The following is a 16,310-nucleotide window of genomic DNA, read 5'->3' as shown; positions in this document are numbered from 1 at the left end:
AAGACTCAATATGTGGAAAAAAACGTTACCCGCTTTATTTATTCTCTCTCCATTCGCACTTGCTACACCAGCAACCATACCAACCATGCCACCCACAGAGAGCACAACAGCAGATGTCGAACTGCAACCTCTAGCCTTAAAACAGCAATGGTTGAATGAGCAACAAACTCTTTTGCTGCAACGTGAAAATTTCTTGCAGTTAGAAAATCTAATAAATACAGCAATTAAGCAAAAAATGGTTTCCGAGCCCTTAATAAAGCTTGCTTCGCAATTAATTTCTGAAGAGTATCCTTTGCAAGAAGAGACACAATGGCTTCTGTTACGCGCCAAACTGGCTATGGTTACTCCTGAAAACCTCGCAACACGTGTACAAGAAATACAGACCTTCAGCAAACAGTATCCAAATACAGCCAAACGCAATAAATTAGCACAACTTCCTATCTCACTTTATGCAGAACACCAAAAGCGAGAGGAATTATTGCAATATGCAGGTAACACACCTGCTGAAGGGTTAAAAAATCAATGCCTTGTATTCGAGAGCAAATATCAGCAATTCAATTCAGAGCATACTGAATCCTTCAAATATGAACAAAAAAAGCTGTTGCAAGAGTTTGATCTTTTTTGGCAAAACACTCATACCACATTACCCCCAGAATGCAATTCATTAACCCAAGAGTGGCTAAAGCAAGGCTTTCTTAATGTAGAAAAAATAAAAAATAAAGCTGTTATTCACTTTCAACATAATCAAACACTGGCGGATATCCCCTCATCCGATGAAAATGTGCAGCAATGGCTAACAGAACTTGAATTTCTACGAACCAATGCAAACAGTTTGCAAACTTTTGCCGAAAATCAGGCGCTTGACCCATGGAATCAAGCCATCATCACCAAAGCATTTACATCATTTGTGAAAAGCCAGCCTGAAGAGATCAATCAGGATCACTGGGCTATTTACCAAACTTGGGCAGAAAAATTCCAACTCTCTGCTGATGATATTCGCCAATGGAAAATCGCTTTTCTCAGTCGTGCATTTGATAATGATAACGTAGCATTTCAGCAATGGCGCGATGCACAACTTGCTGAATTAAAAGCAGATAATCTGCTTGAGCGGCGTCTTCGTATGGCAATTTGGCAGAAAACAGATTTAAAACCTTGGTTGGCTCTCCTCTCACCGGAAGCACAAAATAAGCAAGAATGGCAATATTGGATAGCCAAAACCAGCCCTGAGAAAGCAACGCGCCTAACTAAATTAAGCCAAGAGCGTGGTTTTTATCCGATGCTTGCCGCAAATGCTCTGGGAAAACCTTATCAATTTGATTTTCCAAAAGCGCCAATGCTCAATGAGAATCAGCTAATCGCCTTTCGATCCCAATTAGCCAGAGTTGCAGAACTCCGAGCGTTACAACGTTTCGACCGAGCGAAATTGGCATGGCAAGATCTGCTACAATCCGTCAGTTTTACAGAAAAACTTGCCTTAACACACTATGCGCAACAACAAAACTGGTTTGATTTGAGCGTAGAAGGCACAATTATCGCCAAAGCATGGGATTATATTGATTTACGCCTGCCAAATGCTTATAGCGAATGGTTTGATCTCAATTTAAAGAATAAAAAAATCAGCAAAAGCTTTGCTATGGCAATTGCACGCCAAGAAAGTGCTTGGAATTTCCAAGCTAAATCGCATGCCAATGCTCTAGGGCTAATGCAAATGCTGCCCACAACTGCAAAGCAAACGGCGAAAAATAATGGTTTACCATTTAGCGGAGAGCAAGATCTATTACAGCCATTTCGCAATATTATGCTTGGCACTACTCATCTTGCTGAATTAAATGAGAAATACCCCAACAATCGCATTCTAATCGCAGCAGCTTATAACGCAGGAAGTCATCGAGTTGAACGTTGGTTAGCAAGAGCGAATGGAAAATTGGCAATGGATGAATTTATTGCCTCTATCCCATTCTTTGAAACCCGAGGCTATGTACAAAATGTGCTCGCTTATGATTATTACTATCAAATGTTACAGGGTTTACAACCATTGCAGATGTTTACTAAAGCCGAACAACAACGCTATTAGCTTAATCCCAATAAGCACAATAAAAAATAACAAGCGGGTGGTTTTGCAGAAAAATTTGCAAAACCACCCGCTTGTTAAGTTATGACGCGAATGCTAACCAACCACTGAAGGTAAATTCGGTAAGAATGGGATCAACATAATAAAAATCCCAAAAATTAGCGCTAAAAATAGCGCAATATTGCCCCCCGCAACACGATAGGGCAAATTCGGATGTTGCTGACGCGCTTTCCAAGCTAAGCCAATAGGTAAAATCAAACCATAAAAAGCAAATAGAAGCCCCGCATAACCAAGCGCTGCAATAAATCCATTTGGATAAAATAGTGCGAAACCTAAAGGTGGAATAAAAGTACAAATTGTCAAGAAAATACGATTTGTAGAGAGATTAAGCCGCTTAAATAGATCACCCACACCTTCAAAAATTCCCATTGCTACCCCTAAAAATGAGGTAATCAACGCTAAAGCAGAAAACAGGCGTACTAATTCGCCGAGCATATTACTCCCTGTAATTTGTGCCGTTGCGCTAACCAATCCATTTAATGTCGGATCTTGTTTTAACACTGCAACAAATTCATTTTGGCTAAGCACGCCATGTGTTGCTAACTGCCACAATAAATAGGCGCTAAGGGGAATGAGTGTACCAATAATAATCGCTAATCTGATTTTACGAATATCTGCCTCAAGATATTCATTGATTGATCCCATAATCACGTGAAAACCGAAAGAGGTAAAGAAAATAGGCACTGCCGAAATCACTAATAAATTATCTAACGGAATAGCGCTTAAATTGGCCAACTTAGCTTTAGGTAACATCATCAGCAATACAACAAAAAAAGCGACAACTTTACCAATAAAGAGTATCCGAGTGAGCCCATCAACACTTTTAATGCCTATCGCAACAACAGCACCTAATACCAAGGTAAAACATAAAATTCCTAAAGTTAAGTTTGTTTGACTATCCGCCGAAAACGGCAATACACCAGATAGTAACGAACCACCTCCTGTAATATATGCTGCGAGCAGCGCATATAACAAAACAAGCAAACTGAATGTAGCTAATATACGCCCTATTACCCCAAAATACTGCTCAGCTAATGTCGCTATACCGACATTACGCACCTTTGCTGTTTGGTAAACCTCCATAAAAAGCAAGCCGGTATACGTTAATAAAAGCCATAACCCTACTAATAAAAGAACTGTCATTGAAAAACCAATACCCGCTGAAGTTAATGGCATTGCCAACATACCCGCGCCAATTGTTGTGCCTGCAATCATCAATGCACTGCCTAATAATTTATTTCGCATTTCTGCCTCCTTAATGTATAAGGCGGGCATTATAGTCAGCACAAAAATAAATGTAACCAATTATTTTCATTGGAAATTTTCTTATACAAAGATGTAAATTTTCTTGCAAAGCTTAGGTAAAAAACACCTCAAAATGGTTTTGCAAAAAAGGAGCAAAACTATCCGCTTGCCTCATTTCCACCAAAAATTAGCATAATTAAAAACTAACAATTTGATAAATAAACGTATTTTTTAATATTAAAGACCAAACACTATCATTTACTATACAACTCTCTACTTTCAAATTTCTCGTATTAACGTAACGCATTCTTTCCAAGCAAATAATATCTACACCTGTCCCAAATATCTTTCCTATCTTTTTGCAGATAATTTCAACACTTTAACTCAGCATATAAAAAGAAAACGCTCAATTCTGCAACAATGGTTACAGAACTGAGCGTTTTCATCACCAGTAAGTAATTTATTACCAGTGGCTGACTTATCCTACGTCTTTCGCTGCTAAACCTTGCAAGGCTGCCGTCAGTGCATCAACACCACGTTTAATATCGCTACCTGTTCCAAACTTTTTATCATAAGCCTGTTGTTTATCACTCAAGTCAAGTGTTAATCGCTGATATTCAGGATGTTGAGCGATTTCTTCTTTCGTTTTACCCTCATTTTTCAAACGGGTTTCCACTTTGCCCAACTCCAGCTTCGCTTCCGTCACTTTTTCACGTTCACTATGCGTGTAAATCTGATAAGCCTTTTCCGCAATCTCGCCTATGCCCCGATGGTACTAGCGTCCTCTCTCGTACCAAAATTTGCAAAATACTTAGCATAATTAACCGCTTGTAATTCATATTAAATAGTACTAGCGTGGACGCTAGTGCTATCAGGGGGAATAATCTGGCAATAAATTTATTACTCCTTCTATAGTTCCTTTAGGATATCTTATTTCATTAAAACTTTCCCCATTATCAAAACTATAAAATAGTCGTTCTTCGTCTCCTGAATAAGCCATACACAGCTCCAATGTATTAACATGTGAATATCCACCAAGCTCTGAGACCTCTATAACAAATATATCTTTGAGTTCTAATTTATTCCACTTATCCAAAACAAACTCTTTCTCCCCGAACTCACCATTAGTTTTCCCTGAGGGATAATATCTTTCTAAAAACGAATCCTTCATATTTGAAAAAACTGTTTGCAAAGTATAATTACCCCCATCTTCTTTAGGAAAGATATTATGTCCTATGATAATTTTCACTTTACCATATTTATAACTTCCTATTTGACATTCTTCATCCCATGCAATTCCAAATGTACGAGCCTTATTACTTACAATATTCATTGCACCCCCTATTTTAAATATGGATTTTTCTTATGTTCTGGAAAAATTTTCTGAAGTTCTGATTTTTGCTTGTTATTTAGTTTAAGTGGGTTATTAATATCTGATGTTGAACCAGCCCAATGCCATCCTTCAGAAGTATTACTATTCATAAAACGATGTATATTACCTTGACCATCAATAGTAAATCTTTGTTTACCCAGTACCTTAGATTCTTCAAATAATTGAAATGAATTTCTAGGTTCAATACCCGCATTAGGATCACTTCTACCAGATTGACCTAAAGTATGTTTCGTATTAGATGTATAAGTCTCCCCATTCTTATTTGATTTTTTAGGACTCGGTACAGGTAAAGCAGAACCTTTCTCATTTCCACTAGTCTTGTGAACTTTCTTAGCTAAATTACTCTGTATTGACTGCCCTTTACTTTCCAAAGCATTCTCTTTCGAGAACACAGAAGCCGAAACCAACGCCACATCCACAGCTTTTTCAAAGCCATTTTGTTTTGCTTCCAATACAGCTATCGTTTTCTGATTTTCCTCTTCAACAATTTTATAAAATTTGGTTTGCTCTTCCCCTGATAATTTTCCAAACCAGTCTTTTAATGCTCCCTCTAAACCTCCTGTTAGTTCATCAGCTCTATTAGTGGCGGCACCTAATTCACTTATCACGGGAATCCGACAAGTTGCATCACAATCCGCTAATAATTCAGCTCTTTGTTTTTCACTCAATGCTTTAAATGCCTCATGTACTGCTTCTGTACTTTCTCCATTAGCAATTGCACGCATTAAATATCTTTCATAAAGAGCAATATCTTTCAAGCCTAAGGCATTATTCTCCACCGCCCGTTTCCCAATATCCGCCCCAACCGCTGCCGATTGTGTACTATCTCCTATCAAGCCCGAAGCCAGTCCGCTTGCAAGCTGGCTGAGCAATGTCACATTCTGTTTCTCTGCTTCGGTTAAGTCTTGCGTAGATTTGCCCTTGTAGAGGGTTTTAACAATCACATCTGCCGCCGCTTCGCTCCCTGCGCCTGCCGCAGCCCCTGCCAGTACATTGTTCCCTGTCGCAGCTGCTTCCACCGCACCTAGCAATGCGTGAGCAATCAAGTTAGCTTGGGTATCGCCTTCGGTGTACTTTTTGATTTCTGCATTTAAGTATGGTGAGGCTAAACCCACTGCCGCTTGTCCCACGTCTTTCGCCGCTAATCCTTGCAAGGCTGCCGTCACCGCTTCTACCGCTCGTTTGGTTTTACTGCCCGTGCCGTAGTTTTTATCAAACTCTTTTTGCAAGCGGTCTAAATTGGCTTCTAATTTACCAATCTCTTCCTTGCTCGCTTTTTGAGCTTGTGCTTTGCCCAATTCCAGCTCCGCTTCCGTCACTTTTTCACGCTCCGAGTGCGTGTAAATCTGATAAGCCTTTTCCGCAATCTCACCAATGCCTTTCACCAGCTCCTGCGTTTCTTTCACCTCACTGATATCGTGTTTCGTCACTTTTTGATTGGCATTTTGCGTATCTCGGTTAAGATTATTAAGTGTAGTTTCCGCATTTGGGTCTTGCGTTAGGTTGATTGCTATATTCTCCCCAATCGCCGCCCTTGTCGTGCTTCGCTCGCTTTCGTTTTTATTGCCCAGTAAGCTCAGTGCCGACATCGGGTTCACTCCGCCCGAACCACCGCTAATGGCTGCACTTCTTGTTTTCAATTCACTGTGGTTTTCAATATCGCCGGTGGTCAGCGTGCCGGCTTGGAAGCGGTTGTTTTCTTTCTCTGCTTGGCTGGTCATCACTGCACCGTCAAAATGGGCGTTCTTTTTCACTTTAACGTCCATTCCGCCCTTGCCGATGTCGATTGCAGTTTGGTTTTCCACCTGTGCAGTGTTTAACTTGGCTGAGTTGTAAGCAGCATTTGCCGTTGCCCCACCGCCCGAGCCATAAGTCACAGAGACACTACCACCGGTTTGCACCTGTTCGCTACTATACTTCGTTACATCTTGTCGGCTTTTCGCTTCAAAATCTTGTACTTCACCTTCCCAGCGATGGGCTTTGACATTCGTGGCATCCAGCAAGAGCTTGCCGTTTGCAGAATTTGTGACTAAATTACCCACTTGTAATTGGTTGTTTTGCCACGTCTCGCTTTCGCTGTTTTCTTTGCCTTTGCCCACGCTCGCCGAGGCTTCCAACCCTATGCCGTAGCTATCGCCATTAAAGCCCACAAACACACCCACACTCGCACTGTGATTCTTATTCTTGGTGTTGTTTTGATAAGTATCCGCAACACCTTTGGATTCAATACCCAGCTTGCCATCAAGCACCAACGAGTCTTTTACTCGGGTATCCACACCTTCCAGCTCAACTTTGCCCTCTTCCGAAATCAAGGCAATATTGCCACCATTCAGGTGGCTTTTGCTGTGAGTCACGCTTTGGCTGTGACTTTCTCTTTCCTGTTTTTGCGTGCCGAGACTGACTGAGATTTTCACCGCCGGATTTTCTGCCGCTGCGGTATTTTCACTTAACGTATTACCCAAATTGCTCAAGGTATCGGCGACCTTTTGTGCATTTTGTGCTGCAATCACGGCATCCTCCGCCGCTTTCATCGCATACACTCCTTTGAGTTTCTCATTTTGCGTTGCTTTGGCTTTCTGCACCGATTGCTGTGCTGATTGCACCGCATCCGTTACCGGGGTGCTAAGAGCGATACTTAACCCCGACTGGCTAAATTCATAATTATCGGTGCTGTTGATAACATCTTTCCCAGCTTCAACCCGTACCCCGTTTTTGCCTGAAATCACGGCGTTTTTTGCGTTGGAAATCAGCACATCTACATTGCTCACGCTCGCTTTATTGCCGGCTTGAATCCGAATATTGCCCCCTTCACTGCCCAGTGTGTTACGTGCTGTGCTTTGAATAGCACCATCTAAGGTATTCTCTTGGCGTATTTTTTGACTGCCAATAGTAAAACCCAGCTCCCCGCCGTTCAGGAAACCACTGCGTTTCGTCTCACGAATATGACGTTCTGAAAGCAGATTAGTCGCTGAATTAAGCGTCACATTATTCCCACCAATAAAATCAATATCGCCACTGCGTGAGACGGCTAGAATGCTTTCGCCTTGAATATCATTACCCGCTTTAATTTCAATACTTTCGCCTGTCAGCTCTGTACCTTTATGTCGTACTTCAGTCACTTGGTCATAGCTACTCTGGGTTTTCTTCGCCAGCGCACTACCACTTTTTATTTTGTGATATTCTTCCAACGAAGAACGATTGCTTGCACTCCCTAGCACAATATCATTCTCCGCTTTGGCTATCAGCTTACCCTTCGCATCTAAATCTGCTCCTTCACTATAAATATTCTTCGCCGAAAGTGTGACATCGCCATTGCCTGATACGCGGCTTATTACCGCTGTTTGGGATGATTCGTTTCGGTAGTGATTGCCTCCTCCCATCTGCTCAGCAAAACCTATCGCCACTGTGCTTAAGTTAAGGTTATTTTTCGCCGAAAGATAGGTTTGCCCCTGCCCGTCATTCAGGATATCTGCTCCTGATACCGCGATATTATTGGCGTTAATCCGCAACACTCCCTCTTCGCCTTTTACATGGAGTAGACCTTTACGCGCTATTGTGCTTTCTGTACGTTGGTAGCCATTTACCTTCACTTCGCTCTCGTGCGTGCTGCTACTGTGGGTAAAATTATTGCTGATATTGAGCAAAATCGCGCGGTCAGCTTCAATTGTGCCGCCGATATTTTCCATATCTCCACTCACATTCCCCAGTATCACTCCGCCATTAATCGTGCCGCTGTTACGAATGCTGTCGCTGTCAAATTGCACCAATTCCCGACCCGATACCGTGCCGTTGTTTATCAATTCGCCACTTCGGTGGATAACCTTGTTGCCCGAAAGCAACGTACCTTTGCCTGTGATATCACCTTTTTGGGCAAATGCATACACTTTGGGCACCAGCACTTGCTCTTGCTTGCCGTTCGGTAAGGTAACAGATTCACTTTCAAACCAGACAATATCTGTCGTGAGCTGTGCTACCAAGCTTGGGCTAAGTGCAACACCTAGGCGAAGGTTAAACTTCTCAGCAAAGGTTACCCCCGCGTTCATCAGGGCTTTATATTGGCTGTCAAAATCCGTATAGTTGCCTAAAAATTGTCTGCCGGTTAAACGGTTGATCTGCTCTCGTACTAAACGCTGCTCGTAAAAACCATCACCTAAGCGTTTTTGCACAAGATTTGGCTCATAGCGCAGGGCGTTAAACATATAATCACTGCTTAGCCAACGTTTTTGGTTGGTAAAATCTGGATCGGTTTCTACTAACACTTTGCTACTTGGCTCAGGATTAATACGATAAAGTACGTTTTGTGGCACCACTAAATTCGGTTGAATGCTACGCACTTCAACCTCATCTGCTAATACTACGCGTTCTAACTGGCGCGGGCGAGCCTCCCCTTGTAATGGGCTCACGTCCGCTTCTGTCATGCCTTGCAAATGAGGCTGCTCGCTAATGGCTGGCTTATTTCCCTGCCATGCTTCTATGCCACTCACTTCTCGGCTTGTGCCGTTTAATAGTGTAAATGCCGCGATATCGCCCCCCACAAGCCCATCTAAAGTTTGCAACCCAGCCGCTGTAAGTGTGGTGCTACTTCCAGCTTCAATCGAGGTTAAAGACAGGGTATGCGCGGTCTCAGATTTTAATTCCGCCGCAGTGCGTTTGTGAGTGTGATAATCCGCATGTTCTTCCACTTTCACCACGTCCATATCAAATGGAGTTTCGATAATGCGTTTGTAATCCTGTATCGCATTCCAATCTCGTTGGAAATACTTCTTAAATCCACCACGCCATCTGTCGTTGGTATATTGGCTTGTGCCGCTTTCTGTTAAACGATGTAACCCTTCTTGATCTTCATTCGTCACATTCCCAATTAACTTCAACTCTCCACCTGCAATCGTATGGCTACGATTGTTTAAAAATGATGAGCCTGCAAAATTAAGATCACCTCCCGCTAAAATTTGCCCAGGTAAAGATTGCTTCACTTTGCTTTCATCTTCTCGGCTATTATTCAGTTTGATCACCCAGAAATTACGGAAGTATGCCTGACCTAATTCTTGGCGTAAGGCTTGGTTATGCGATTCTATTTTCTTATCAACTTGCTCAATGGCAATTTCATTCTCCTTCATCCAATCATTGTAAGGTTTTATTTTGGTTTGATAAAAATCCCATTTTTCTTTTGCTTGACGATACTCTACAAGTTCTTGCTGATAATTTTTAGTCCGCGTTTGAAACGCTGCATCAGATTCTGTCGCTAGGCGTTCTGGTTTTGTTGGCTCAACAGGTTCATTCGGTACAATAAATAGATCGCGTTCGTTTGTTTTAGGATCGAGGGCAAACCACTCCTGTTCTTTATACCAAGGCTTCGTTTCCAATTCTTCAAATGAAAAGGCTGGTGGTGGTGTGGTTGGTGCTGTCACATTTGCATATTGCCAAATCGGGCTATCGATATCATATTGACCAGCAGGGATATAATGACACTGTTTATTATTCCCCGTATAAGTATCGCAGCTCATTTGGTTGCGGCTGGCAAGTAACATATCTTCTGTGATAGTATCCCCTGCTTTTAACAATGCAGGTTCCATGTCTTTTAAATTATAAACAAGTTGCCCTGCTCGACTCCAGCCCGCCCAAGTCAGTTTCTCCATGGGAATATAAGTATCTGAATCAATGTTTAAGCTTCCTTTTTGATCTTCCTTATGATTCGTAAAGATATGCGGCAATCCTTGCCCCTGATTTGGCACAATATACTCTTCATTCAAGGTTTTCTGGCTACCATGAATCAAGGTAATATCATCGTTGTCTTGTCCACTGACAACATGATGTACTTGTAAATGAATATTATGATTTTCAACTTGCTTAGCATTAAATTGAATATTCCGCTCAGACTCAATCACACTACTGTTATTACGTAGTATCTCTGCCTTGCCCTCTGCTTGATTATTCGCATTCAGCACACGACCAAAGGTCATATTGCCCACGCTAAACAGCGTTGCGCCAACCTGATTATCCGCTAAATAATGCTCGGTGTTATTGTCTATTTCACGCGCGGCAATATCTAAATTACCTCGTGCTGCAATGACGGCAGATTTAATCTCGCCATTGCCATAATCTTTATCGCGATTTTCAAGTTGGTCTGCTTGTAGCGCGATATCATCGCCATAAATCCGTCCTTTGCCGGTATTAAGTAGTTTTCCTCCCGCTTTTACCACCGTTTTGGCATTGTCATCTGGGCTTATGCCATTTATCAATCCTTCATTACTTACATTCCCTTTTGCAGCCACTGTGGTATTTGCGCTACTGATTCTGCCTACGACATTATTGGTGATATGATTGGCGTTAAGGGTAACGCGTTCATCCGCATAGAGATGGTGCGAGTTGGTGAGATTGCCCGAGGTGCTAATCGAAAGCGTGTTATTTGCATTGATATGATTGCTGGTCACAAAATCTTTTTGCTGGGTAATGTCAATATCTGCCCCTTCAATATGCCCATTGGTGGAAACCGCATTTGCAAAAATAGACAAAGAATTGCCCGCTTGCAAATGCCCGTCTTGGTTATTAATATCTAGTGCAGCACCGTGAATGGATACATTTTGGCGACCGGTCACTTCCCCTTGGCGATTATCCAAGTGTTGTTGTAGGGTTATATTGCTTTGCGTGCGGCTATGCAACTTGCCTTGCTGATTATCTAGCACATTGGCTGACACACTTAATACCGTTGCCAGTATGCCTTGTGTCATATTTTCAGATGATGATTTGGTATGACGGTTATTTAATGTTGCGGTGTTAATCGTGAGCACATTGCCACTTTCAATAAATGAACCGTTCTCGCCGACTTTTTGGTTGTTGATGTCTGCCGTCACATTTAAAGTGAGCTTATCTTGCGTGCGAATTTCACCCCCACGGTTATCCACCGTATCCGCTTGAAGTGCGATTTCGCCCAAACCGTAAATTTTGCCGTTTTGTTGGTTATCAATTTTCCCAGTTACGTGAAGGTTAGCGTATTTTTCGGCATAAATAACACCTTGCTGATTGTTTATTGCACCACTTTCAAGAGTAAGGCTCTCTTTGGCGATCACTTTTCCTTGCTGGTTTTCTAAAGTATGTTGCGTTAAATTCAGCGTGAGTAAATCTTGTTCGTTATAGATAACGCCTTGTGTATTATCTAGTCCGGCCGCATTGATGCTTACTGCTTTTTGTGCAGTGATATTGCCTTGTGCGTTATTCAAATGCGTTGCACTCACGACAGATAAATTGCCTCTTATCGCACTAAGTACACCCGCTTGGTTATTCACACTCTGCGCACTAATTGCCATATTTTCATTCGCTTTAATTTGGCCTTTTTGGTTATTTAAGCTTTCATCAACTTGAAGATGGAGGAATGAATCCCCTTGCAATAAACCGGATTGGTTATCTAACGATTGTGCGTTCAGTGTTGTTGAGCCTGCACTTATTCTGCCTTGTTCGTTATGAATAGCTTGGCGCACTGTCACTTTTTGTGAGGTAAGCGAAGAGAGTACCGCCGCGTTATTTTGCAGGGATTGAGCATTAACCGTTTGTGCCTCATTGCTTAATACATAACCATTGTTATTCAACAAATGCTGAGTATTTAATGCCAATGTGCCTAATGCAATAATCCCTTTTACTTGTCCTTCATTTTCAGCAGTGGCTTTGGTATGTTGGTTGTCTAAATCGCCTTGGTGTGTGTTAATTTGCATATTTTGGCGACTTTGGATCAACCCTGCTTGATTATCAAGCTTACCGCTATTGATGGCTAAATCTGCACCGGCACTTAATTTTCCTTGCTGATTTATTAACCCTTGCTGATGAGTATCCATCTTGAGACTGCCTGATTGTGCAACAATCACCCCATTAGTATTGGTAACCTCCCCACCGTCAATCACAACACTATCGCTTGCAACAATTTCTGCATCTTGATTATTGATTCGCCCTGTAGTGGTGATATGGATATTTTGGGCGCTTAATTGGCTCTGTTGATTAGAGGTTATGTCGCCATTTGCTTGAATATTTAATAACTCGCCCGCCTTAACCGTACCGTTTTGTTGTGTCAGGCTCGTCATGCTGGCGTTAAGATGACGACTTGCAACAATCGCGCCACGATGATTCTTAACATGACCAGCATTTAAGCGCAAATCAGTACCAGCAGAAATCACCCCTTCTTGATTAGATAATGCCGAATGACCAAGCTGAATATCCGCTTGTGCTGTCGCTTGGATATAGCCCTGTTGGTTATTTAACTCACCAGCGCGAATTGATAATGCTTGCTGACTAATAATTGTTGCGAGGGCGTTATCTAAATTTTGTCCATGCGTATTTAACTTAACGCCTGTTTTTCCTTGTATTAACCCACGTTGGTTTTCTAATGCACCACTCGCTAAGCTTACTGCCTGCCCTGCAACTATTTTGCCTTGTTGGTTATTCACGCGGTGTTGCTGAGTGTTCACACTCAAGTTGCCCATTTCTGCAAATAATAAACCTTGCTGGTTTTCTACTGCTTGGCTGGTGATATTGAGGTGCTGAGTTGCCGAAATCTCACTTTGGATATTGGTTAAATGATGTTTAACTGCCACCGCAACATTGTTCGCACTAATCACGCTATCTTGGGTTGAATTTAAGCTGCCCGCATTAATGCTTAATTCACCTGCAACTATATTGCCGGTTTGCTGTTGTACCCCATCTGTGATATTAAGCGCAACCTGAAGAACGCCAGAAATCATCCCTTCATCATTTCGAAGAGATTGAGCATCTAGGTGAATATCTCGATTGGATTTGATTAAGCCTGCGGTATTATTCGTCTCAGCAACATTCAGGGTTAGGTTCGCTTGGCTGGCAATATAACCTTGCTGATTATCTAAATCGGTACTATTAAGCGTAATATTGCCTAAGGCAACGATGCCTTTATCAGTAGCGAGGGTATTGTCATTAATCAATTTTTGATCTTGAGCGTTAAGCACAATATCACTTGCACTGTGAATGGCTCCCTCGCGATTATCTAATTCTCCACTGCTAATCGATATTGCAGATTTTGCGTGAATTTTACCCGCTTGATTGTCCAGTTTTTGCTGATGAGTGTTAATCATCACGCCATTTTGCAGACTGCTGATTTCCCCTTTACGGTTATCCAGCGCTTGACTTGAGATAGTCAAATTATCCCGCTCAGCTTGAATCAAACTGTCTAAGTTTGCCACTTGGTCAGCAATCGTCATCGTAATATGATTGGCAATAATACGGCTTTTATCGGTGTTTCTCATATTCTGTGCCGACAAGCTTATTTTCTCCGCCTCAATCTGCCCACCCTGCTGACTTAAATTGCCCGAAAGTACCATTTCGGCATGTTTCAAGGCGCTAACTTTACCCTTATCATTGCGAAGATTTTTCGCCTCCAAGTGTAAATCAGCTTGCGCATATACCAAACCTTGTTGGTTGTTGATATCCACCGCTGCCAGTGTTTGCTTGCCTGCACTTGCTATTCGCCCTTGTTGATTATCGACATTGCCTGTCTCAATATTCAGCTCACCTAATGCCACAATCCCTTTATCGTTGCTTTCGCTGAATGTATTTTTATTCGATAGCGCCGCACCTTGGGTATTTATCGTGACATTTTGCTGAGATTGAATTAAACCGCCATCATTAATCAACTCGCCAGAGGTAAGCTGCAAATGTTGGTTTGAGAGCATCACCCCTTCACTGGAATCAACCTGCCCTTTTTGGGCATCCACGGTTAATTTCCCCTTTGCCAATAAGCGCCCTTGCCGGTTGTCCATGCCCTTGGCGTTAATGCTTAAATCACCCTGCGTTTTGAACGTCCCGCCCTGATTGAGCAACCTATCCACTACAGCGATATTTAATTCATCACGCCCTGTTTGCTCCCACACAGCATGTTGTGTATTCAGCGAGCGCTGCTTTGTTGCGATATTTTCTGCTTTTAAGTGGCTACCTTGGGTTTCTAATAATGTTGGCGTGCTGAGATTTAAGTCTTTATCCGCAATGAGTATGGCTTGATTAGCTTGAATGTTGCCTTCTGTCGCCGTGACTGCGATACGCTGGGCAGCCGTATGGCTGTTATCCAGATTTGCCTGCTTAGCCTTAATCTCTATTTTACTCGTGGCAAGATTTTTGCCCTGCACCGTGGCTTTTTCGGTGGCAGTGAGCTGAATGGTTTTTCCTGCCGCAGATTGGGTTTCCAGCTTCCGCACTTCGCCCTGTGCGGTGTCGGTTACGTCCACTCCAGCAGCAATCAATGAGTTTTTGTCTGCGTGGATTTGGTGGGCGGTGTAGCGAATATTGCCTTTTGCCACCGTTTCACCGCGTTGTTTAATATCGCTTTTGGCTTGTTGCTGAATATTGCCGCCTCTCGCCACAATTGAACCGCTATTTTGAATATCGGCTTTCGAGTTAAGCTGAATATCGCCCTGTTTATTTTCAATTTTACCTTGGTTGTCAATGCCTTTGCTTGCAGTTAAGCTAACAGGTGCGGCGGCATTGAATGTGCCTGTATTGACAATTCGCCCTTGGCTGTCGATGGTGAGCGTCTCAGCGCTTGCCCCAATATGCCCTGCGTTACGCACGCCCACGCCCTGTTCCGTGCCAATCAAATGGATTTTGCCCGAGTACATACCGCCCAGCTCGCCCACATCAATGGCTACCTGCGGTTTTGACTCCCCTGCAAGCGGTTGGTTTGTGTGAATAATTTGCAAAGTTTTATCGGAATCTGACCGCTTGACGGTATTCTTCCCTGTAATGACCTTGGTCTCTTTTTTCGACCAAATGCCCGCATTGGCTTCCACATGACGGCTGATAATCTCCGTATAATCCACACGGCTATTATCCAGCCCCTTGCCCGAGACCTTCACCTTGCCTTTTTCCACCACAAAACTGTCTAAATGACCGTGTTTAATTTGCGGTTTGCCCGTGGTTAATGTCGCACGGTCTGAATTGATAATCCCACAGCCTTCACAATATAAACCGCTTGGGTTAGCAATAATCACCTCCGCCTTTTTGCCTGCCACTTCCACATAGCCTTTCATGACCGAAGGCTTGCTAGAATTGACTTCGTTTAAAATCACCTTCGCCTCACCGCGTGCCAGATAAGGATTGCCCGCAACCTGCCCCGCAAGCTGAGTTTGGGTATTTGTTCGGCTATTATTTAGAATTGCCCCTTTTTCAGCGACATCAAATTGCGAATACTTATTATGGGAAAGCCCCTTATCGTTTGGGGTTTGGATATTGACTTGCGGAATGCCGTTGGCGGTCGAAAGGATAATGGGTTGCTGGTTTTTCGGGGCGGATTTATCGGCACGAATAATTAATGTCTCGCCCAATGCTGCATCCGAAAACGTGACAAAACCTAGCGCACAAAATAAGCTAAAGGTAAGCGGTCGAATTTTGGCAAAAAGTGGCAAAACAGAAAAAGAGGATGGTTCGCTAGATTTACCTTCTGATTTTGCGAGTTCAGAGACCACCACTAAACGTTGGCGTGTTTTACTGAAAATAACGCGGAAACATTGCTTGTTCATAGTTTTATATCCTGTT

The 16,310-nt window shown here is 42.7% G+C and carries 5 protein-coding genes; 1 reads left to right on the top strand and 4 read right to left on the bottom strand.

Annotation, left to right across the window (positions count from 1 at the left end; all coding sequences use genetic code 11):
• Positions 1-10 precede the first annotated feature (10 nt).
• Positions 11-2,074: a transglycosylase SLT domain-containing protein gene (locus tag F542_RS04965; RefSeq protein ID WP_015432611.1), complete on the top strand. Its 2,064-nt coding sequence runs from the start codon at positions 11-13 to the stop codon at positions 2,072-2,074.
• A 93-nt stretch (positions 2,075-2,167) separates the two neighbouring features.
• Here F542_RS04965 and F542_RS04960 read toward each other — a convergent pair whose 3' ends face one another.
• The 4 genes from F542_RS04960 to F542_RS04945 form a co-directional block, all read right to left on the bottom strand.
• Positions 2,168-3,376: an aromatic amino acid transport family protein gene (locus tag F542_RS04960; RefSeq protein ID WP_025267019.1), complete on the bottom strand. Its 1,209-nt coding sequence runs from the start codon at positions 3,374-3,376 to the stop codon at positions 2,168-2,170.
• Between the two features lie 478 nt (positions 3,377-3,854).
• Entirely contained in the window at positions 3,855-4,082 is a 228-nt protein-coding gene (locus tag F542_RS04955) for a hypothetical protein (protein WP_015432613.1), read from the bottom strand.
• Between the two features lie 165 nt (positions 4,083-4,247).
• Entirely contained in the window at positions 4,248-4,709 is a 462-nt protein-coding gene (locus tag F542_RS04950) for a hypothetical protein (protein WP_025267018.1), read from the bottom strand.
• A gap of 8 nt (positions 4,710-4,717) precedes the next feature.
• Complete coding sequence (locus F542_RS04945; RefSeq protein WP_025267017.1) at positions 4,718-16,294, bottom strand: two-partner secretion domain-containing protein; 11,577 nt, start codon at positions 16,292-16,294, stop codon at positions 4,718-4,720.
• Positions 16,295-16,310 lie beyond the last annotated feature (16 nt).

This window comes from Bibersteinia trehalosi USDA-ARS-USMARC-188 (genome assembly GCF_000521725.1).
Taxonomy (GTDB): domain Bacteria; phylum Pseudomonadota; class Gammaproteobacteria; order Enterobacterales; family Pasteurellaceae; genus Bibersteinia; species Bibersteinia trehalosi.
This window is presented reverse-complemented; position numbering and strand designations above follow the sequence as displayed.

What these genes read in the sequence shown, in the direction of transcription:
- F542_RS04965 (WP_015432611.1), top strand. Translation starts at nt 11, where the DNA reads ATGTGGAAAAAAACGTTACCCGCTTTATTTATTCTCTCTCCATTCGCA.
- F542_RS04960 (WP_025267019.1), bottom strand. Translation starts at nt 3,376, where the DNA reads ATGCGAAATAAATTATTAGGCAGTGCATTGATGATTGCAGGCACAACA.
- F542_RS04950 (WP_025267018.1), bottom strand. Translation starts at nt 4,709, where the DNA reads ATGAATATTGTAAGTAATAAGGCTCGTACATTTGGAATTGCATGGGAT.
- F542_RS04945 (WP_025267017.1), bottom strand. Translation starts at nt 16,294, where the DNA reads ATGAACAAGCAATGTTTCCGCGTTATTTTCAGTAAAACACGCCAACGT.